Annotated in this window: 17 protein-coding genes and 1 tRNA gene; 5 read left to right on the forward strand and 13 right to left on the reverse strand. The window is 74.7% G+C overall.

All coding sequences use genetic code 11. From position 1 onward, the window contains the following. Nucleotides 1–19: 19 nt before the first annotated feature. The 4 genes from ACIA8Q_RS06880 to ACIA8Q_RS06895 form a co-directional block, all read right to left on the reverse strand. Nucleotides 20–1,528 (reverse strand): penicillin-binding transpeptidase domain-containing protein, encoded by a 1,509-nt coding sequence (locus ACIA8Q_RS06880; RefSeq protein ID WP_396316858.1) that lies wholly within the window; start codon nucleotides 1,526–1,528, stop codon nucleotides 20–22. Beyond that, a complete protein-coding gene (locus tag ACIA8Q_RS06885) occupies nucleotides 1,525–2,880 on the reverse strand; it encodes an FtsW/RodA/SpoVE family cell cycle protein (RefSeq protein ID WP_396316859.1) in 1,356 nt (451 codons plus the stop codon). Before ACIA8Q_RS06885 ends, ACIA8Q_RS06880 begins: the two co-directional genes overlap by 4 nt. Before the next feature lie 215 nt (nucleotides 2,881–3,095). Beyond that, nucleotides 3,096–3,779 carry an ABC transporter gene (locus ACIA8Q_RS06890; protein WP_360213591.1) on the reverse strand — a complete coding sequence of 228 codons (684 nt, stop codon included), beginning with the start codon at nucleotides 3,777–3,779 and terminating at the stop codon, nucleotides 3,096–3,098. Then, nucleotides 3,758–4,651: an ATP-binding cassette domain-containing protein gene (locus ACIA8Q_RS06895; protein ID WP_396316860.1), complete on the reverse strand. Its 894-nt coding sequence runs from the start codon at nucleotides 4,649–4,651 to the stop codon at nucleotides 3,758–3,760. The genes ACIA8Q_RS06890 and ACIA8Q_RS06895 overlap by 22 nt, the downstream gene beginning before the upstream one ends. 329 nt (nucleotides 4,652–4,980) lie before the next feature. Between ACIA8Q_RS06895 and ACIA8Q_RS06900 the strand changes: the two genes are divergently transcribed. The 3 genes from ACIA8Q_RS06900 (at nucleotide 4,981) to ACIA8Q_RS06910 (ending at nucleotide 7,759) form a co-directional block, all read left to right on the forward strand. Beyond that, a complete protein-coding gene (locus tag ACIA8Q_RS06900; RefSeq protein ID WP_360213587.1) occupies nucleotides 4,981–6,303 on the forward strand; it encodes a VWA domain-containing protein in 1,323 nt (440 codons plus the stop codon). Nucleotides 6,304–6,305: 2 nt separating this feature from the next. Beyond that, nucleotides 6,306–7,181 (forward strand): peptidase, encoded by an 876-nt coding sequence (locus ACIA8Q_RS06905; RefSeq protein ID WP_360213585.1) that lies wholly within the window; start codon nucleotides 6,306–6,308, stop codon nucleotides 7,179–7,181. A gap of 152 nt (nucleotides 7,182–7,333) precedes the next feature. Further along, a complete protein-coding gene (locus ACIA8Q_RS06910; RefSeq protein WP_360213583.1) occupies nucleotides 7,334–7,759 on the forward strand; it encodes a universal stress protein in 426 nt (141 codons plus the stop codon). Between the two features lie 130 nt (nucleotides 7,760–7,889). Here ACIA8Q_RS06910 and ACIA8Q_RS06915 read toward each other — a convergent pair. The 8 genes from ACIA8Q_RS06915 to ACIA8Q_RS06950 form a co-directional block, all read right to left on the reverse strand. After that, a tRNA-Ala gene (locus ACIA8Q_RS06915) sits at nucleotides 7,890–7,963 on the reverse strand. 81 nt (nucleotides 7,964–8,044) lie between these two features. Continuing rightward, a complete protein-coding gene (gene glpR, locus ACIA8Q_RS06920) occupies nucleotides 8,045–9,091 on the reverse strand; it encodes a gephyrin-like molybdotransferase receptor GlpR (protein WP_360213581.1) in 1,047 nt (348 codons plus the stop codon). A gap of 150 nt (nucleotides 9,092–9,241) precedes the next feature. After that, nucleotides 9,242–9,868 carry a GNAT family protein gene (locus ACIA8Q_RS06925; protein ID WP_360213631.1) on the reverse strand — a complete coding sequence of 209 codons (627 nt, stop codon included), beginning with the start codon at nucleotides 9,866–9,868 and terminating at the stop codon, nucleotides 9,242–9,244. Further along, nucleotides 9,865–10,383, reverse strand: a complete 519-nt coding sequence (locus ACIA8Q_RS06930) for a MogA/MoaB family molybdenum cofactor biosynthesis protein (protein WP_360213579.1) — start codon at nucleotides 10,381–10,383, stop codon at nucleotides 9,865–9,867. The genes ACIA8Q_RS06925 and ACIA8Q_RS06930 overlap by 4 nt, the downstream gene beginning before the upstream one ends. Continuing rightward, nucleotides 10,380–10,820, reverse strand: coding sequence for a cyclic pyranopterin monophosphate synthase MoaC (moaC, locus tag ACIA8Q_RS06935; RefSeq protein ID WP_360213629.1), 441 nt, complete (start codon nucleotides 10,818–10,820; stop codon nucleotides 10,380–10,382). Before moaC ends, ACIA8Q_RS06930 begins: the two co-directional genes overlap by 4 nt. A 153-nt stretch (nucleotides 10,821–10,973) precedes the next feature. Further along, complete coding sequence (gene glp / locus ACIA8Q_RS06940) at nucleotides 10,974–12,314, reverse strand: gephyrin-like molybdotransferase Glp (protein ID WP_387900959.1); 1,341 nt, start codon at nucleotides 12,312–12,314, stop codon at nucleotides 10,974–10,976. A gap of 25 nt (nucleotides 12,315–12,339) precedes the next feature. Further along, nucleotides 12,340–13,260 carry a UTP--glucose-1-phosphate uridylyltransferase GalU gene (gene galU / locus ACIA8Q_RS06945; protein ID WP_360213575.1) on the reverse strand — a complete coding sequence of 307 codons (921 nt, stop codon included), beginning with the start codon at nucleotides 13,258–13,260 and terminating at the stop codon, nucleotides 12,340–12,342. Between the two features lie 51 nt (nucleotides 13,261–13,311). Continuing rightward, on the reverse strand, nucleotides 13,312–14,238 hold the full coding sequence (locus tag ACIA8Q_RS06950) for a GGDEF domain-containing protein (protein WP_360213573.1): 927 nt from the start codon (nucleotides 14,236–14,238) through the stop codon (nucleotides 13,312–13,314). 75 nt (nucleotides 14,239–14,313) lie between these two features. Between ACIA8Q_RS06950 and ACIA8Q_RS06955 the strand changes: the two genes are divergently transcribed. Next, the gene (locus ACIA8Q_RS06955) at nucleotides 14,314–14,889 is read left to right on the forward strand and encodes a 5-formyltetrahydrofolate cyclo-ligase (RefSeq protein WP_360213571.1); all 576 of its coding nucleotides are present in this window, start codon (nucleotides 14,314–14,316) and stop codon (nucleotides 14,887–14,889) included. 132 nt (nucleotides 14,890–15,021) lie between these two features. On the opposite strand, the gene ACIA8Q_RS06960 is transcribed toward ACIA8Q_RS06955, so the two are convergent. Further along, nucleotides 15,022–17,736, reverse strand: a complete 2,715-nt coding sequence (locus ACIA8Q_RS06960) for a penicillin acylase family protein (protein ID WP_360213569.1) — start codon at nucleotides 17,734–17,736, stop codon at nucleotides 15,022–15,024. A gap of 310 nt (nucleotides 17,737–18,046) precedes the next feature. Between ACIA8Q_RS06960 and ACIA8Q_RS06965 the strand changes: the two genes are divergently transcribed. Further along, nucleotides 18,047–19,531, forward strand: a complete 1,485-nt coding sequence (locus ACIA8Q_RS06965; protein WP_360213567.1) for a potassium/proton antiporter — start codon at nucleotides 18,047–18,049, stop codon at nucleotides 19,529–19,531. Nucleotides 19,532–19,592: the final 61 nt, after the last annotated feature.

A 19,592-nucleotide genomic window follows, 5' to 3' on the forward strand; every position in this document is an offset into this window, starting at 1 on the left:
TCAGAGGCCGTCGCGAAGATCAACCGCCGAGCACCGCCTGCATCACCGAGCGGGCGACCGGCGCGGCGAGCCCGCCGCCGGTGGCCTCCGCGGCACCGCTGTCCGCGATCACCACCGCCACCGCCACCGGCGGCACCCGGTCCGAGCCGGCCGGCCCGGCCCAGGCGATGAACCAGGCGTACGGCGTCGCGCCGTTGTCCACCCCGTGCTGGGCGGTTCCGGTCTTGCCGCCGACCACCGCACCGGGGATCCGGGCGTCGCGGCCGGTGCCCCGCTCCACCGCGTCGGTCATCAGCCGCTGCACCTGCGCGGCCACCTCCGGCGTCATCGCCCTCCGGTAGGTGGCGGGCTTCATCAGCCGCACCGTGCCGCCGTCGCTCCTGGTCAGCTCGTCCACAAGCTGTGGACGCATCACCGTGCCGCCGTTGGCGACCCCGGCGGCGACCATCGCCATCACCAGCGGGGTGGCCGCGGTGTCGAACCGGCCGATCGAGGAGAGCGCCAGCTGCGACTGGTCCATCGTGGTGTCGAAGTTCGACCGGGCGGCGCGCACCGGCGTGTCCAGCCCGGGGTCGTTGAAGCCGAAGCTCTCGGCCATCGCCGCCGTCCGGTCCAGCCCGGTCCGCACCCCGAGGTAGCCGAGGACGCTGTTGCAGCTGAGCACCATCGCGGTGTCCAGCGACTGCCCGGGCCGGTCGCACTCCGGGGTGTCGTCGACCAGTGTCGTGGCCGTCCCCGGCAGCACGTACGGGGAGGGCGCACCGGTCGGCGCGTCGACGTCCGTGACCACCCCGTTCGCGAGCGCGGCCGCCGCGGTGACCACCGTGAAGGTCGACCCGGGCGGGTAGGTCTGGCGCAGCGCACGGTTGAGCATCGGCTGGTCGGTGTCGAGCCGCAGCCGGTTCCAGGCGGCCTGGTCGGCCGCGCCGGAGCCGGCGAAACCGCCCGGGTCGTAGGAGGGCGTGCTGGCCAGCGCCAGGATCCGGCCGGTGGCCGGCTCGATCGCGGCGACCGCGCCCTGCCGGCTGCCGAGCCCGCGCATCGCGGCCTCCTGGGCGGCCCGGTTCAGCGTGGTGCGGACGTCCCCGCCGGGGTTCCGCCGGCGGGCCACCGCGTCCCAGACCGCCCAGCCGGACAGCCCCGGGTCGGTGCCGGACAGCAGGTCGTCCTCGGCGCCCTCCAGCTGGCTGGCGCCGTAGGCCTGCGAGGCGAAGCCGGTGACCGCCGCGAACAGCGGGCCGTCGGTGTAGGTGCGCTTGTAGGCGTAGCGGCCGCCGGTGGGCGCCGAGCCGGTCACGGCGTCCGCGCCGACCAGGATGTCGCCGCGCGGCCGGGAGTACCGCTCGACGGTGAGCCGCTGGTTGGCGGTGTTGTGGTCGAGCCCGTCCGCCTCGAACACCTGCACCCGGGTGGCCTGGACGCACAGCGCGGCGATCAGCAGCAGGCAGAAGGTGCCCGCCCGGCGCCCGGTGACGGAGATGCCCGGCAGCCCCTGCGGCCCGTTCCCCCGGGGGCCCGCGCCCGTCATGGCCGCCCTCCCGCCGCGGACCGGGCGGCGACCGGCGCCGGCCGGCGGGCGGTGTCGCTCATCCGCACCAGCAGCGCCACGATGATCCAGTTGGTGACCACCGAGGACCCGCCCTGGGCGACGAACGGCAGGGTCATCCCGGTCAGCGGGATCAGGGCGAGCACCCCGCCCGCCACCACGAACACCTGCAGGGCGACGATCGCGGCCAGCCCGATCGCCAGCAGCCGCCCGAACGGGTCACGCAGGGCGATGCCCGTCCGGAACCCCCGGGAGACCAGCACCGCGTACAGCAGGAACACCGCGATCAGCCCGGCGAGGCCGAGCTCCTCACCGAGGGTGGCGAGGATGAAGTCGGACTTGGCGGCGAAGCCGATCAGCACCGAGTGGCCGTTGCCGAGGCCGGTGCCCAGCTCCCCGCCCCAGGCGAAGGCGAACAGCGACTGGGCGATCTGGTTGGCGCCCCGGCCCGCCGCGATCGATCCCAGCGGGTCCAGCCAGTCGGCGACCCGGCTGTGCACGTGCGGCGAGAGCCGGCCCACCGTCACCGCCCCGACCGCCGCCAGCACCAGCCCGATCGCGACCCACCCGGTGCGCGCGGTGGCCACGTACAGCATCACCACGAACAGGCCGAAGAACAGCAGCGAGGTGCCGAGGTCCGTCTCCAGCACCAGGACGCCGACGAAGGCGGCCCAGATCAGCAGCACCGGCCCGAGCACCCGCCCGGGCGGCAGCCGCAGGCGCCCGATCCGGCGGCCGGTGAGCGCCAGCGCGTCCCGGTGCACCGCCAGGTAGGCGGCGAAGAAGACGGCCAGCAGGATCTTGGCGAACTCCCCCGGCTGGAAGGAGAGCGGCCCGGCGGTGATCCAGATCCGCGAGCCGTACACCGGCGGGAAGAAGACCGGCAGGATCAGCAGGACCAGCGCCGCCAGCGCGCCGAGGTAGGCGTACCGCTGCAGCCGGCGGTGGTCGCGCACCAGCAGCACCACGGCGGCGAACAGCGCCACCCCGAGGCCCGACCAGAGCAGCTGCGCGGAGGCCGCGCCGGCGCCGGAGGTGGCCCGGTCCAGCCGGTGGATGGCCACCAGGCCGATCCCGTTGAGCAGCACGGCGATCGGCAGCAGCAGCGGGTCCGCGTACCGGGCCCGCCGGCGGACCACGACGTGCGCCAGCAGGGCGAGCACGCCGAGCGCGGCGCCGTACCCGGCGGCGTCGGCGGGCACCTCACCGTCCAGGTCGACGCCGACCTCGACGTAGCCGAACACGGAGAGGAGCACGGCGGCCAGGAGCAGCCGGAGCTCGACGGGGCGCCCGGTCGGCACCGGCCGGCTCGGCCGGGCGGCGGATCGCGTCACGGCGGAGGGTGTCGCCACGGACCGTCCTGGGGGTCGCGGGGAGCCGGGCGCTGCGGCGGGTCACCGCTGCCCGGGGAGGCCGAACGGGGCGGACGGTCGGACGCGCCGGCCGGCCCGGGCACCCGCACGACGGGGCCCGCGCCCCGGTTCGTCACCCTAACGAGCACTATCCATATTTACTGCGCTTCATGACGGTGTGTCCCCCGTCGACCGGATCACTCCGCGCCCCGGCCGGCCAGCGCCGCCGTCCCGGCCACCGCCGCGGCCAGCAGGAGGAGGGCGAGCGCCGCCGGCACCCACGGCATCGTCACCCGGCCGGTCCGGGCGGCGTCCACCAGGCCGCGGACGGCCGTGTTGGCCGGCGACACGGGCGCCACCAGCGCCAGCACGGCCAGCCCCAGGGCCACCGGGATGCCGTACGGGGCCCGCACCGGCACCGGCCGGTCGGCCAGCACCCCGGCCGTCACCCCCAGCAGCACGCAGACCACCGCGGTCAGCAGACCGGCGGCCAGCGCGCTGCCGACCGGCGGCTGCGCGGCGGCCCCCGGCCGGGCGACCGTCCCGAAGGTCCCCGAGAGCACCGCCACCTGGCCCACCGCCAGCACCAGCCCCGCCGTCAGCGCGGCCAGCAGCGCCCCCAGGTGGACCTTCGGAGGCCCCGCCGCCGCGACCAGGCAGGCCCGGGAGGCCGGCGGCTCCGCACCCAGCACGCCGCGCACGTACCAGGCGCTCACCGGCACCAGCGCCGCCGCGCCGTAGCCGAGGTCGCCCAGCAGCGGGTTGCCCACCGTCACGCCGACCACCAGCAGCAGCGCGTACGCCAGGAACGGCGGCAGCCAGGCGTGCGAGCGCACCAGCAGCTCCAGGTGGTACCGGGTCAGCGCGCCGAGCGGTCGCACCGTTCCCCCTCCCCCCGGCGCACCGCCAGCACCCGGACGGCGGGGCGGCCGAGCAGCAGACGGCGCAGCAGGGCGTCCGACTGCGCGGCGGGGACGGTCAGCCGCACCGCCGTCCCGGCCAGCGGAGTCGCCCGCGGCGCACCGGGCAGCCCGGGCGGCAGCGGGGTGCCGTCCGGAACGTCCACCTCGATCTCCATCTCGGCCGCACTCTCGGTATCCACCCCGGCGGCCGTCCCGGGGGCAGTCCCGGGGGCCGGCTGCCCGTCGGGGCGCAGCCCGCCGTCCGCGCCGACCCGGTAGACGGCGCCGGTGACCCCGGCGAGCCGGGCCGGGTCGTGGTCGACGAACAGCACCGTGCCGCCCCGGGCGGCCCGCTCGACGGCCGCCTCGTCCAGCACCGCCCGGGCCTGCGGGTCGAGTCCGGTCCAGGCCTCGTCCAGCAGCAGCACCCGGGGCTCGGCGAGCAGGGCCTGGACGACCGCGACCTTCTGGCAGGTGCCCTTGGAGAGCCGGCTCAGCGGGGTGCCGGCCCGGTCGGCGACGCCGAAGCGGTCCAGCCACTCCCCGGCCCGCCGCCGTGCCACGGCCGCGGGGAGCCCGTGCACCCGGCCGGTCCGCAGCAGGTAGGAGGCCGCGTCGAAGGGCAGCGCCGGTGGGAAGCGTTCGGGCACGTACGCGGTCGCGCCGGGGCGCACCACCCGCCCGGCGGTCGGCCGTTCGATCCCGGCGGCCAGCCGCAGCAACGTCGACTTGCCGCTCCCGTTCGCGCCCGCGATCCGCACCAACTCGCCCGGCCCGGCTGCCAGGTCGACCCCGCGCAGGATCCATCGCCCACCCCGCCCGTACCGCTTGCCGACGGCCGCCAGCTCCATCCCGCCCCTCCCGTCCGCGCCGTGGGAAGGCTATCCGGCGGGCGTAAGGACGGCGTGAGCGCTGCACCGGATCCCCCGGCCGCGCGCCGGAGTTCACCCCGAGCCCGGCCGTCGCGCGATCCGGACTCGTTTGGCCATCGCCAACTGATGATCCCCAGGGCGTGTCTTGTGGGTCTTGTCGGACAGGACGCGGCGTCAGGGTGCGTGCATCGCAAGGCGGAGGATGGAGTCCATGCGGAGCATCGGCGACTGACGACAACGCGGCGAGGTGCGTGCCCTGGCGTCGCGGCCCCGACAAAGATCCGCAAGACACGCCCTAGGATCGCCGGGTGACTACCGGACGACGACCAAAGACCAGGCTCGGCGGCCTGCTGGCCGCCCTGGCGATAACGGGCGCCTCACTGCTCCTCGGCCTGCCCGCCCACGCCGACGAACCATCAGCCGGATCCGCCGCCACGCCCAAGGAGGCCCCCCGGGTCGACCTGGTCCTGGACGTCAGCGGCTCCATGAACGAGCGGGACATCCAGGGCAAGAGCCGGATCTCGGTGGCCCAGCAGTCGCTGAACGACGTGATCGACGCGCTGCCCGCGGAGACCGAGTTCGGCATCCGCACCCTGGGCGCCAACTACCCCGGCAACGACAAGACGCAGGGCTGCCAGGACACCAAGCAGCTGTTCCCGGTCGGCAAGACCAACAAGGTCGAGGCCAAGACGGCCGTCGCCACCCTGCGGCCCACCGGCTTCACCCCGATCGGCCTGGCGCTGCGCGGTGCCGCCCAGGACCTCGGCAAGGGCGAGACCACCCGCCGGGTGGTGCTGATCACCGACGGCGAGGACACCTGCACCCCGCCCGACCCGTGCGACGTCGCCCGCGAACTCGCCTCCCAGGGCATCCACCTGGTCGTCGACACGCTCGGCCTGGCCCACGACGACAAGACCCGCCAGCAGCTCCTGTGCATCGCCAACGCGACCGGCGGCACCTACACCGACGTGCGCACCCAGGAGCAGCTCACCGACAAGGTGAAGCAGCTGGTCGACCGCTCCAACGACACCTACACGGTGACCCCGGTGAAGACCGCCGGCACCGACAAGTGCGAGAACGCCCCGGTGCTCGCCCCGGGCGTCTACACCGACCGCGAGAAGTTCTCCGAGCACCGCGTCTACAAGGTCCCGGTCAAGTCCGGCCAGGAACTGCGCGCCTCGGTCAGCGTGGGGCTGGACCGCGCGGTGGCCCGGGACTACGGCGTCCTGCTGCAGGCGACCAGCGCGACCGGCCAGGAGCTGGTCCGCGGCACCGACGCCGGCAGCGGCCGCACCGACGTGATCTCCACCGGGCTGCGCTGGTCCACCAGCGACTCCAAGGGGTACGTCACGACGAGCCCGACCTCCTCGCCGAGCGCGAAGCCGGAGACCACGGTCTGCCTGGTCGTCAGCAACGCGCTGGCCCCGCAGTCCGGCGTCCTGGCCGACCCCGGCATGCCGCTGGAGCTGACCGTCGACCTGGCCACCGCCTCGCCGGCCCCCGAGGGCGCGGCGATGGGCCTCGGCCGCGGCTGGATCCTGTTGCTCACCCTCACCCTGGCCGGCCTGGTCTTCGGCCTGCTGTTCGGCTGGATCGCGCGCTGGCGGATCGCTGTCTGGCGGGAGAACTGACCATGCGTACGACCCTGCGCGGCACCCTCGCCGCCCTCGCCCTGCTGCCCGCCCTCGCGCTGGCCGCCCCGGCCGCCTCCGCCGCCTCGCCGTCGCCCTCGGCGAGCGCGAGCGGCACCCCGGCCCCGGCCACCAGGGCCGGCACGTCCTTCCTGACCGCGACCAACCTGTCCCCCGGCCAGGACGCCAACGTCGCCGCCTCCACGGGCGACTACCTGTACTGGGCGTTCGGCGCCTCCGAGGGCCAGACCCCGACGATCGGCCTGACCGTCAACCTGGCCCCCGCGACCGACCGGCACGGCCCGCAGACCTGGTCCGTCGAGGTCTTCGACGGGCTGCGCCGCCGCCAGGCCTGCACCGCCGGCACCCAGAACGCCACCGGCGACCAGAACGCCACCACGCTCGCGCTGAGCTGCACCCTGCGCGAGGTCCGCTCCTGGGCCGAACCGTGGTCCGGCGACCCGCTGCCCGGCACCTACTACGTGCGGCTGTCGGTCAGCGACGCCCCGCAGCCGGACCTCGGCCTGGCCGCCTCCGTCCAGCTGCACGTCAGTGCCAAGGGCGACGCGGACAACGCCCAGCCGGAGGGCGGCGAGCTGAAGGCCCCGCTGGTCCCGCCGGCGGGCGGCGGCGCGAGCACCGCCAAGGCGGCCGCCCCGGTGGAGCCCGAGGAGCACTGGTACACCGGCTGGTTCTCCGGCTGGAACAGCCGCTGGTACTGGACGATCGGCGGCGGCTTCCTGGCCGCCCTGGCGGGCGTCCTGGGCTACCGGCTGACCCGGCACCCGCGCGGCTACCGCCAGGCCCGCTACGGGGCCGTCCCGCCCCAGCCGGGCGCCCCGCAGCCCGGGCCCTACGCGGGCTCCCAGCGCCCCTGACGCGCACCCGTCCCACCCGGGGGCCGGTCGGATCCGTTCCGGCCGGCCCCCGGCCGTTCCCCCCGCCGCACGCCGACGCCCGGACCCGCCCCACGCCGGCCCGGACGGCGCCACCGCCTGCCTGCGCCCGGGCACCCGCTTAGGCTCGGACCATGACCCGGCAGCCGGAGGGCAGGATCGTGGTCGGCGTGGACGGCTCGCCGCCCTCCCGCGCCGCCGTCCGCTGGGCGGCCCGCCTGGCCGGCCTCACCGGCGGCCCGCTGGAGGCGGTGTCGGTCTGGGACTTCCCCTGCCTCCACGGCGAGCACGGCCCCGTCCTGCCCGCCCTGGACGGCTTCGGGTCCGAGCACCGCGCGGCCGAGATCCTCGACGAGGCCCTGGCCGGCTGCCCGCTCCCGGTCCACCGCCGGCTCCGGGCCGGCGCGCCCGGGCCCGCCCTGGTGGCCGCCGCGGCCGGCGCGGCCCTGCTGGTCCTCGGCAACCGCGGCCGCTCCTCCGCGGCCGGCGCCCCGCTCGGCACCGTCGCGCAGTACTGCCTCCACCACGCGCCCTGCCCGGTGACGATCGTCCGCGACTGACCGTCAGGCCACCGCCGGACCACCCCCGTGACGCTCGTCACGCCGCCAACTCCCGCACCCCCGGGCGGAGTACCCGTGGACAACGCAGAAGCCCCGCCCGGTCTGACGACCGGGCGGGGCTTCCGTTGGGTGGAGCTGAGGGGATTCGAACCCCTGACCCCCTCGATGCGAACGAGGTGCGCTACCGGACTGCGCCACAGCCCCAACGAGAAGAAACTCTAGCACCTTTCGGAGGGGGTCCGTGACCACCCCCGGCGGCCCGGTGCTGGTCGGGGGCCGGAGGGGTCATTCGTTGGCGGCGCGGGGGCGCGCCTCGGGGGCCGGGGCCTCGGCGTACTGGTCGAAGAGCGGGGTGTTGCGGGAGGGCTCGGCCGGGCGGCCTGCGGTCCAGGTGCCCGGGGCCGACAGGTCGAGGTTGCGGGACACCCGGGGGGCGACCGGCGCGGTGACGTAGGTCGGCAGCGGGACGGGCACCGGCTCCCAGGAGTCCGGGCCGGCCGCACCGCGCTCGCGCATGCCGTCGACCCACTCCTCATGCTCGGTCGCCTCGGCCACCACAGAGGCGGACGCCACCGACACGGTGGCCTCCTCCGGGTCGGCCGCCAGCCGCAGGTGGGGGCGGCGCCCGGTGCGCTCACCGGCGGCCCGGTCCGGGGCCGCGGGGGCCTCGGCCGGAGCGGCCGCGGCTTCCGGGGCCGCGGCCCGCTGCTGCTCGCGCTTGCGCAGCCGCTCGGCGGCCTGGGCGGCGCGGTCGCGGTCGAGCTTCACCTCGTACCGCTGGCGCTCCAGCTTGCGCAGGTGGCCGATGTAGAGGGTGAGGAGGAGTGCCGGGACGGCCGGGACCCAGAGGAAGGCCAGTCCGGCGACGGCCGCGACGACGGCGCCGAGCGCGAAGGCCAGGAAGAGGCCGGTGACCATCCGGCGCCGGCGGGCCAGCAGCTGTGCCCGGCGCCGGGCCCCGCCCTGCGGGGCGACCGCGGGCCGCTCGGCCCGGGCCGCGCGCTCCGGCGAGGCCGCGGGCGAGGGCACCGGCGAGGGTGAGGGCGCGGGCTCCGCGCCGGGTTCCGCGGTGTCCGCGGGGTCGCCGGGGGCGGCCTCGTCCCGTCCGGGAGGGCCGTCGCCGTCCTGCTCGTCGTCACGCGGTCCGTCGCCCAGGGCCCGGGCTGCCCGCCGCTCCAGTGCCGATCGCCCGGCCAGCAGGCGGATGGCGGTGCTGAAGCGTTCCGTCGGACGTGCCTCGTTGAGTTCGTCCTGCCTGCGGAGCCACATCGGCACCAGATAGGCGGCCCAGGCCCCTACGATGACGGCGTAGATAAGGCCGCTACTGCTCACGATTCACACCGTACGGGCGCCGGGGAAGGCCTGGCAGCAATTTGGCGCGGCGTGTCGTGTGATCAAGCTGATTCTCCGACTATTTTGCCGGCATTTGTGCCGGTCCACGGGCGTGCCGATGCCATATCGATATTTGATTCGAACATATATTCAATTACTCGGATCGCGACCGGAACTGAGCGCCCGCCACCGCCCCAGCAACCCTTCCGGGATCTCCTCGTCGGTCAGCGCGTACACCAGGTGGTCGCGCCAGTCGCCGTCGATGTGGAGATAGCGCGGGCGGATTCCCTCCGAGCGGAAGCCCAGCTTTTCCACCACCCGCCGACTCGGCCCGTTCTCCGGGCGGATGCAGACCTCGATCCGGTGCAGTCCGAGGGTGCGGAAGCAGTGGTCGACCGAGAGCGCGACGGCCGTCGGCATGATGCCCCGCCCGGCCACCGCCTCGTCGATCCAGTACCCGACGTTGGCCGAGCACATCGAGCCCCAGGTGATGCCGCCGACGGTCAGCTGGCCGACCAGCTGGCCCTTGTGGAGCACCACGAAGGGCAGCATCCGCCCGGCCGAGGCCTCGCCGCGCAGGAAGCGGACCATCTGCCGGTACGTCGGTCGCGGGCCGGCGGTCTGCCCGGCCGGGCCCGGCGGCACGGTGGCCTCCCAGCGGCGCAGCCAGTCCCGGTTGCGGCGGCTGACCTCCTGCCACTCGCGCTGGTCGCGGGCCCGGATCGGGCGCAGCACGACGTCCCCCTCGTGGAGCTCTACCGGCCAGCCGGCGTTCAGTGCGCTCTCCCGGACTCTGGTGCGTCGGGCCGGGGGTGGTCCCCGCCGCCGAGCTGGTCGACGGCGTGGGCGAGCAGCGGCTCCAGGACGGCCAGGCCGTCCCTGACGCCGCCGGTCGAGCCCGGCAGGTTGACGATCAGGGTACGTCCGGCGAGGCCGGCGAGCCCGCGGGAGAGCGCCGAGGTCGGCACCTTCTCCCGGCCGTGGGCCCGGACGGCCTCGGCGATGCCGGGGACCTGCCGGTCGATGACCCGGGCGGTCATCTCGGGCGTGAGGTCCATCGGCGAGATGCCGGTGCCGCCGGTGGTGAGCACCACGTCGTAGCCGGCCGCGACGGCCTCGCGCAGCGCGGCCTCCACCGGTTCGCCGTCCGGGACGACCCGGGGGCCGTCGGCGGTGAAGCCCATCGCGGTCAGCCCGGCCACCAGCAGCGGGCCCCCCTTGTCCTCGTAGACGCCGGCCGAGGCCCGGTTGGAGACGGTGACGGCCAGTGCCCGCCCGGCCCGCCCGCTCACGCGCCGGCCTCCGGCGCGAACCAGTCGCCGCTCTTGCCGCCGGTCTTGGCGAGCACCCGGACGGACTCGACGGTGGCGCCCTTGTCGACCGCCTTGACCATGTCGATGACGGTGAGGCCGGCCACCGCGACGGCGGTGAGCGCCTCCATCTCGACGCCGGTGCGGTCGGCGGTGCGCACCGTGGCGGTGATCTCGACGGCGTCGTCCGCGACCACGAGGTCGACCTTGACGCCGGAGACGGCGATCGGGTGGCAGAGCGGGATCAGCTCGGGCGTCTTCTTGGCGCCCATGATGCCGGCGATCCGCGCCACCGCGAGGGCGTCGCCCTTGGGCACGCCCTCGCCGCGCAGCAGCTCGACCACCCGGGGGGAGACCCGGACCCGGCCGGCCGCGACGGCGGTCCGCGCGGTGGTGGCCTTCTCGGAGACGTCGACCATCCGGGCGGCGCCCTGGTCGTCGACGTGGGTGAGGCGGTCGCCGGGGGGAGGTGTCGTCACGGGGGGCTCCAGGGGCGCGCAGATCGAATACCGCGCTACCGTACAGCTCCCCCGCCCCGCCACGCGGGAGGGGCCGGGGGCCGGGACACGGGCTCAGGAGCCGAGCAGCACCACGTCGACCTCGCTGCCGGGCGGCAGGGCGGTGACGTCCTCGGGCACGGTGATCAGGCAGTCGGCCCGGGCCAGTGCGCCGACCAGGTGCGACTCGGCGCCGCCCACCGGCTCGACGGTGCCGTCCGCGGCCGAGTAGCGGCCGCGCAGGAACTGCCGGCGGCCGGCCGGGGAGCGCAGTTCCGCCGGGCAGAGCGCCCGGACCACCGGGCGGTGGACGTCGGCGGCGCCGAGCATGGTGCGGATGACCGGGCGGACGAACAGTTCGAAGGAGATGTAGGCGCTCACCGGGTTGCCGGGCAGCGCGAGCAGCGGGACGCCGTCCCCGCCGCCGATCCGGCCGAAGCCCTGCGGCTTGCCGGGCTGCATCCGGAGCCTGCGGAAGTCGACGCCCCCGTAGGACTCGAAGACCTCCTTGACCACGTCGTACGCGCCGACGCTGACCCCGCCGCTGGTGACGATCAGGTCGGCCCGGCCGAGCTGGTCCTCCAGGACGGCCCGGAGCCGGTCGGCGTCGTCCGGGACGGCACCGACCCGGTAGGCGATGGCGCCGGCCTCCTGGGCGGCCGCGGTCAGGGTGAAGCTGTTGGAGTCGGAGATCTGCCCGGGGCCGACCGGCTCGCCGGGCTGCACCAGCTCGCTGCCGGTGGACAGCACCACGACCCGCGGGCGCGGGCGGACCCGCACCGCGGCGCGTCCGATCGCGGCGAGCAGGCCGAGCTGGGTGGGGCCGAGCCGGGTGCCGGCCTCCAGGACCTTCGCGCCGGCGGCGACGTCGCTGCCCGCCCGGCGGACGTGCGCGCCCCCGGCGACCGGGCGCAGGACGCGGACCTCCTCGTCCTCGACGGGGGCGGTCATCGCGTCGGCGGCCACGCCGGTGCCGGTGCCGCCGTCGGTCCACTCGACCGGGGCGACGGCCTCGGCACCGGGCGGGAGGGGGGCGCCGGTCATGATCCGGGCGGCCTGGCCGGGCCCGACCCGGGGAAGTTCGCCCGCGCCGGCGGCGATGTCGCCGACCACCGCGAGCACCGAGGGGTACTGCCCGGTGGCGCCGTCGGTGTCAGCGGTGCGGACGGCGTAGCCGTCCATCGAGCTGTTGTCGAAGGGCGGCAGGTCACCGCCGGCGACCACGTCCTCGTCGAGCCGGCAGCCCTGGGCGTCGAGCAGTCGCAGCTCGATCGCGGGCAGCGGGCCGACCGCGGCCAGCACGTCGGCGAGGTGCTCGTCCACCGTCCAGAGGCGGCGGGCCGCCGGTGCCGGGTCCGTGGACCCGTCGCAGCAGGCTGCGGCGGATCCGGTGGGGTGTTCGGTGGACCCGGTCATCGGCGGCTCGCTCCCTGTCGTCGTGTCAGTCCTGCAGCTCGGAGGCGACGAACTCGCGCAGCCAGGAGCGGAACTCCGGGCCCAGGTCGTCGCGCTCGGCGGCCAGACGGACGATAGCGCGCAGGTAGTCCGCGCGGTCACCGGTGTCGTAGCGGCGGCCCTTGAAGAGCACGCCGTGCACCTGGCCGCCGGCCTCCGGCTCGCGGGTGGTCAGCTCGCGCAGGGCGTCGGTGAGCTGGATCTCGCCGCCGCGGCCGGGCGGGGTCTCGCGCAGCACGTCGAAGACCAGCGGGTCGAGGACGTAGCGGCCGATGACGGCGTAGTTCGAGGGGGCCTCGTCGGTCTCGGGCTTCTCGACCAGGTCGGTCACCTGGAAGACGTCCTCGCCGAAGCCGTTCGCCTTGACGGCGGCACAGCCGTAGAGGTGGATCTGGGAGGGGTCGACCTCCATGAGGGCGACGACCGAGCCGCCGAGCTCCTGCTGCACCTCGATCATGCGGGAGAGCAGCGGGTCGCGCGGGTCGATCAGGTCGTCACCGAGCAGGACGGCGAAGGGCTGGCCGGCCACGTGCTGCTCGGCGACCGAGACGGCGTGGCCGAGGCCCTTCGGGTCGCCCTGGCGGACGTAGTGCATGTTGGCCAGCTCGACGGACTCCCGGACGCGGGCCAGGCGGTCCTGGTCGCCCTTGCGGGCGAGCAGCTCCTCCAGCTCGTAGGCGCGGTCGAAGTGGTCCTCCAGCGCGCGCTTGTTGCGGCCGGTGACCATCAGTATGTCGGACAGGCCCGCGGAGGCGGCCTCCTCGACGACGTACTGGATGGCCGGCTTGTCGACGACGGGCAGCATCTCCTTCGGGGTGGCCTTGGTGGCCGGGAGGAAGCGGGTGCCCAGTCCGGCCGCGGGTACCACGGCCTTGGTTACCGGAATTCGGGAGTTGGTCGTCGTCATGCGTTTACCTTACTCAGGCACGTTTTGCCCGGGCCGAGCACGGTCGGACGGCTAGGACAGCACGTCACGGGGCCCGGCCACGGTGGCAGGCGTATGGGAAGCGACCGGATGGGCGAGGGAGTCACCTCCGGCACAGGCGGACACACTACCCGGCTTTCCCGAACAGTCAGGTTCCGCCTTGTTCGCCTGCCCCGCACCGGAACCGGGCTGCTCGCAGGGGGGTGCCGGGCGCGTGCCGCCGCCGTGCGCGGGGAGCGGTCCCGGCCGGCCCCGCCAGCAGTCGCCGCCGGCCGACCGGGCCTCGGCCAGCGCCCGGTCGGCGGCGCGCAGCAGGACGGCGGCGTGGGTGCCGTCCTCGGGCAGCACGGCGACCCCTACGGCGGCGGTCAGCCCGTTGCCGCCGGCCGGCCGGGGCTCCCGCGGGCCCGAGGACCAGTCGAGCAGCAGGTGCCGGCGCACCGACCAGACGAGCCGCTCGGCGACCTGGGCGGCGCCCTCCGCGCCGGTGTCCGGCAGCACCACCAGGAACTCCTCCCCGCTGTAGCGGCCGAGGGTGTCGGACCGGCGGATCTCCATCCCGAGCCGCTGGGCGAGGTCGCGCAGTATCGCGCCGGCGCGGCCCCGCCCGTGCTCGGCGACGACCGCGTCGAAGCCGGCGATCTCCAGCAGCAGGACGGCCAGCGGACGCGGCCCGTCCGGCTGGTCGGGGCGCCCGGCGCGACGGGCCCGCTCGATCTCGCGGTCCAGGGTGAGCTGCAGGTGCCGGTAGTTCCACACCCCGGTGAGCGGGTCGCAGGAGGCCGTGCGCTCCAGGTCGGCGCAGTGCGCCTCCAGCTCGGCGATCCGCTCGCGCAGCCCGTCCTCCCGGGCGGCGGCGTCGCCGCGGCCCCGGCGCAGGCGCAGCCCGAGCACGGCGGCACCGGCCAGCGCCGGGGCGCTCAGCGCGGCCAGGGCCTGGACCAGCAGCGGGGTGGACAATCGGGGCGCCCTTTCCCGTGTCAGGCTCTGCGGGTCGACGGCAGCGGCCGGCGGGGCAGAGTTGCGGAGGATCCGATGCACAACGAGAAGAGCGAGCTGAGGACACGGCTGCTGACGCGGCGGCGCGCGCTCACCGCCGGGGAGCGGTCCGCGGCCGCGCGGGCGCTGGCCGGGCACGCCGGGGCCCTCGCGGAGCCGGGCGCCACGGTGGCCGCGTACGTCTCGGTGGGCTCCGAGCCGGGGACCGGTCCGCTCCTGGACGCGCTGCGGGAGCGCGGGGTGCGGGTGCTGCTGCCGGTCCTGCTGCCCGACAACGACCTGGACTGGGCCGAGTACGGCGGCCCGCGGGAACTTGCCCCGGCCGGGCGCGGACTGCTGGAGCCGGTCGGGCCCCGGCTCGGGCCGGAGGCCGTCACGGCCGCCTCGGTGGTACTGCTGCCGGGCCTGGCGGTGGACCGGCGGGGGCTGCGGCTGGGCCGCGGCGGCGGGTCGTACGACCGGGTGCTGGCCCGGCTGGAGCGGGCGGGCGCGCGGCCGGTGCTGGCGGTGCTGCTGTACGAGGACGAGCTGCTGGCGCGGGTGCCGGCCGAGCCGCACGACCGCTCGGTGGACCTGGCGGTCGTGCCGTCGGGGCCGCAGCGGCTCGGGTGAGCGGGGCGGGGCGGGGCGGGGTGGGGCGGTGCCCGGGGCTCGGGGCTCGGGACCGGCCCGGTAGGGCCGGGGCCCGGGGCGGACGACGGACGGCCCCGCTCCTGAGGAGCGGGGCCGTCGGGTCGTGCCGGGTCAGCCGGTGGTGAGCACCAGCTTGTGCTTGGTGGCCTTCTCGACCGCGTCCGGCGTGTAGGCCCAGGTCAGCAGCTTGCCCTTGAGCCAGAGGTCGGTCTGGTCGTTGTAGTTGTCGTGGAAGGCGTGGCCGGAGGCACCGCCGACGTTGACCCACCGCGAGGAGTCCAGGTCGCTCAGGTCGACCACCATCCGCATCGAGGGGATCCAGTCCACCTGGTAGCCCGCCGCGGCGTTCCAGCCGGCCGCGTCGACCGCCGCCGAGCCGCCGGAGAGCCGGTACGGGCCGCGGTTGAGCAGCCGGTGGACCACGCCGGAGGCGATCGAGGACTCGTCGGTGCCGAGGGTCTGCTCGCGCAGCGTCAGCTTGTGCAGCCGGCCCCAGCTCCAGGTGGAGACGTCCTTGCTGAGCAGTGCGGTGAGGTCCTGCCGGGCGTTCTTCATCGCCTCCTTGAGCAGGTTGTCCAGGCCCTTCTGCTCCTTGTGGTCGGAGTCGATGTACGTCCACCAGGAGCTGTCGGGCTTGTCGAGCTGCTGGCGGACCACCTCGGTCCAGCGGTCGCCGCCGTCCGGCTGGGCCTTGCCCGGGTCACGGGTGCCGCACTCGGTGACGATCTTGCTGGAGCTGTCCGGCTTGGTCGGGTCGTCCTGCTGGCGGACCAGCAGGCAGTTGCCCTTGGCCCGGAGGTCGGCCGGGAACTTCTGGCCGAAGGCGAGGGTGAGCAGCTGGCGCCAGACGCCGTTGTAGTAGGCGGCGGCGGCCGAGTCGGCGTCCTGGTGGTAGTTCCAGTCCTTGAGCAGGTCCTGGGCCTCGCGCACGTACGGGTCGTCGATCTGCTGCTTGAGCAGCAGCGGGACGAGCGTCTTGGCCATGATGCTGGTGTTGTCCAGCTGCATGGACTGCATGTCGTCCGGGGAGATCTTCCCGTTGTTCTTGAGCAGGCCCTCGATCTGGTCGGTGATCTCCTTGGCCCGGGTGCCGTACTCCCAGTCCTTGGTGAGCGAGTACTTGTAGCTCGGGTCCACCACGGCCTGGTTGGCGGTCACGATGTAGCCCGCGGCCGGGTCGAGGCTGTAGGGCAGCGCGGTGAAGGGGATCGAGCCCTTCCACTGGTACCCGGAGTCCCAGCCCGGGGCCGGGAGGGTGCCGTCGCCCTTGGCGCGGACCGGGACGTCGCCCGGAGCCTGGTAGCCGATGTGCTTGGCGTCGGCGTAGAGCAGGTTCTGCGCGGGGACGGCGAAGTCCTTGGCGGCGCCCCGGAAGTCGTCCCAGTTCCTCGCCCGGTCGAGGGCGAAGACGGCGTCCATGGTCTTGCCGGGGTTGAGCGCGGTCCACTGCAGCGCGACGCCGTAGCCGCCGGTGCCCCGGTCGGGGGCCGCGCTGCCGTTGGGCGCGTACTTGCCGACGTTCTGCTGCTCGGTGCTCTGGTCGGAGATGAGCGGGGCGCCGGTCTGGGTGGTGCGGACGGTGATGGTGCGGTCGTCCCCGCCGGCGACCTTGATGGTCTCCTTGCGCAGGTCGAACTTCACGTCCTTGCCGTCGACCTGGTAGGTGTCCGGGCCGGTCACCTTCTCCAGGTAGAGGTCGGTGACGTCGGCGCCCAGGTTGGTGAAGCCCCAGGCGACGTCCTTGTTGTGGCCGATCACCACGCCGGGCATCCCGGCGAAGGTGAAGCCGGAGACGTCGTACTGGCAGGCCGGCGAGGCGGTGCGGCAGTGCAGGCCCATCTGGTACCAGACCGAGGGCAGGCCGGGGCCGAGGTGCGGGTCGTTGGCCAGCAGCGGCTTGCCGGTGGTGGTGTGGCTGCCGGCGACGACCCAGGAGTTGGAGCCGATGCCCTGGCCGGGGCGGCCGAGCAGCTGCGGCATGCCGTCGACCCGGTCGGTGAGCCCCTGCAGCAGCGCCTTGGTGGTGGCCGCGCCCTGCGCGGTGGCAGCGGGGGCGGAGCCGGTCGGCGGGTTGCCGTCGGCGGGGCGGTAGGTGTCCCCGGAGACGGTGCCGGTCTTCACGATCGTGCCGTTGCGGGTGTACGGGTACTCGGGGTAGAGCTCGGCGATCTTGTCCGGCCCGAAGTCCTGGGCCAGCAGCGCGCGATCGATCTCCTCCTGGAGGTTCCCGGAGAGGTTCCAGGCCATCGCCTTGAGCCAGGCCACCGAGTCGACCGGGGTCCACTGCTCGGGCTTGTAGTCGCCGTTGACGGCACCGAGCAGCGCGTACTCCAGGGAGGCCTTCTCGCCCCCGGGGTGCTCGGCGAGCCAGGCGTTCACGCCGTCCGCGTAGGCCTGCAGGTACTTCTTGGTCTCCGGCGACAGCTTGGTGTCGAACTCCTTCTGCGCGACCTGGCGCCAGCCCATGGTGCGGATGAAGGCGTCGGTGTCGACCTGGCCGTCGCCGAACATCTCGGAGAGCCGCCCGGCGGTGATGTGCCGGCGGACGTCCATCTCCCAGAACCGGTCCTGCGCCTGGACGTAGCCCTGGGCGCGGAAGAGGTCCTCGGAGGTGTCGGCGTAGAGCTGGGGGATGCCGTTGGCGTCCCGCTTGACGTCGACCGGCGCGCTGAGGCCCGCCACCTTGACGCTGCCGTCGACCTCGGGGAAGGACGCGCGGACCGCGGTGACCCCGCGGTAGCCGCCGTAGCCGACGCCGGCCACCAGCAGCACGACCAGCACGATCACGAACAGACGGGCGCGCCGGAACTTCTTCGAGCGGGGCATCTGGGTCCTTGCGGTCCTGACTTCGGGGCGGGCGGGCGTGTCCAGGGCCTGGGGCCGTGACAGGGCACCACATTAGGCCGAGTCGGCCGAGCACCGTGCACGGGGGACGCTCCGCACGGGATCGGAGGAGGTCAACGGGGAGTCCCGGAAGGGCTGGTGGGGGCCCGGGGAGGACAGGAAACTAAAGATATGGCAAAATGTTAGACTGCGTAACGATCCGCAAGGGGAGCATTGACGACTTCTTAACGGGCCCCCCTTCGCCAGCACGACCGACACCCCGCCCGCCCCTGCCTGCCCGAGGTGCCACTGCGTGAACATCGACCACCTGAACCAGCTGCTCCTTGAGTTCTCCGTGATCCTGCTGGTCGCAGTGGTCGCCGTGCGCATCTCCACCCGATCAGGCCTGCCCAGCCTGCTGATCTACCTCGGGATCGGCGTCGCGCTGGGCCAGAACGGCATCGGCGTCACCTTCAACAACGCCGAGCTCACCCAGGTGCTCGGCTACGCGGCGCTCGTGGTCATCCTGGCCGAGGGCGGCCTCAAGACGAGCTGGCGCGAGGTCAGACCGGTCATGCCGGCCGCCACCGCGCTCGCCACCGTCGGCGTCGGGATCAGCGTGTTCGTCACCGCGGCCGGCGCGCACTGGCTGGTCGGCCTGGACTGGCGCACCTCGATGCTGCTCGGCGCGATCGTCTCCTCCACCGACGCCGCCGCCGTCTTCTCCGTCCTGCGGATGGTCCCGCTGCCGCACCGGCTCACCGGCCTGCTGGAGGCCGAGTCCGGGTTCAACGACGCCCCCGTCGTCATCCTGGTCGTCGCCTTCGCCACCGTCGGCGAGCTGGACTCCTGGTACGTCCTGGTCGGCACGATCGTCGCCGAGCTGGCGATCGGCACCGCCGTCGGGTTCGCGGTCGGCAAGATCGGCGCGTACGGGATCAAGCACGTCGCACTGCCGTCCTCCGGCCTGTACCCGATCGCCGTGATGGCGCTCACCGTGCTCGCCTACGCCGGCGGCGCGCTGCTGCATGGCTCCGGCTTCCTCGCCGTCTACATCTGCGCGGTGATCCTCGGCAACGCCAAGCTGCCGCACGGCCCGGCCGTCCGGGGCTTCGCCGACGGACTGGCCTGGATCGGGCAGATCGGCATGTTCGTGCTGCTCGGCCTGCTCTGCACGCCCGAGACCATGGGCTCCTCGGTCGCCCCCGCGCTGGTCATCGGCGGCGTGCTGGTGTTCCTCGCCCGGCCGCTCTCGGTGGTGCTCACCATGACCCCGTTCAAGGTCCCGGGGCGGGAGCAGGCGCTGCTGAGCTGGGCCGGACTGCGCGGGGCGGTGCCCATCGTGCTGGCCACCATCCCGGTGGTGTCGGGCGCGCACCGGGCCGAGGACGTCTTCAACATCGTCTTCATCCTGGTCGTCGTCTTCACCCTGCTGCAGGGCCCGACCCTGCCCTGGGTGGCCAAGCGGCTGCGGGTCGGCGAGGGCGCCATGGGCCAGGACCTCGGCATCGAGTCCGCCCCGCTGGAGAAGCTGCACGGCCACCTGCTGTCGGTCGCGCTCTCGCCGACCTCGCGGATGTCCGGCGTGGAGATCAGCGAGCTGCGGCTGCCCAAGGGGGCGGCGGTCACCCTGGTGGTGCGGGAGGGCAACTCCTTCGTGCCGGACAAGGCGACGGTGCTGCGCGGCGGGGACGAGCTGCTGGTGGTCACCACGGACGCGGTCGGCGAGGCGGCCGAGCGGCGCCTGCGGGCCGTGGACCGGGGTGGCAAGCTCGCGGGGTGGCTGAACGGGCGGTGAGCCCGGGCGGGGTGCGGCGGCGGGGTCTCGCGGCGGAGGTCTCGCGGCGGGGCCGGGCCGG

The organism is Kitasatospora sp. NPDC051705 (assembly GCF_044453265.1).
GTDB lineage: Bacteria > Actinomycetota > Actinomycetes > Streptomycetales > Streptomycetaceae > Kitasatospora.

Bases quoted from the DNA above. Each gene is read 5' to 3' on its own strand.
- ACIA8Q_RS06880 (WP_396316858.1), bottom strand. From the start codon at position 1,528: ATGACGGGCGCGGGCCCCCGGGGGAACGGGCCGCAGGGGCTGCCGGGC.
- ACIA8Q_RS06895 (WP_396316860.1), bottom strand. From the start codon at position 4,651: ATGGAGCTGGCGGCCGTCGGCAAGCGGTACGGGCGGGGTGGGCGATGG.
- ACIA8Q_RS06905 (WP_360213585.1), top strand. From the start codon at position 6,306: ATGCGTACGACCCTGCGCGGCACCCTCGCCGCCCTCGCCCTGCTGCCC.
- ACIA8Q_RS06910 (WP_360213583.1), top strand. From the start codon at position 7,334: ATGACCCGGCAGCCGGAGGGCAGGATCGTGGTCGGCGTGGACGGCTCG.
- moaC (WP_360213629.1), bottom strand. From the start codon at position 10,820: ATGGTCGACGTCTCCGAGAAGGCCACCACCGCGCGGACCGCCGTCGCG.
- glp (WP_387900959.1), bottom strand. From the start codon at position 12,314: ATGACCGGGTCCACCGAACACCCCACCGGATCCGCCGCAGCCTGCTGC.
- galU (WP_360213575.1), bottom strand. From the start codon at position 13,260: ATGACGACGACCAACTCCCGAATTCCGGTAACCAAGGCCGTGGTACCC.
- ACIA8Q_RS06955 (WP_360213571.1), top strand. From the start codon at position 14,314: ATGCACAACGAGAAGAGCGAGCTGAGGACACGGCTGCTGACGCGGCGG.
- ACIA8Q_RS06960 (WP_360213569.1), bottom strand. From the start codon at position 17,736: ATGCCCCGCTCGAAGAAGTTCCGGCGCGCCCGTCTGTTCGTGATCGTG.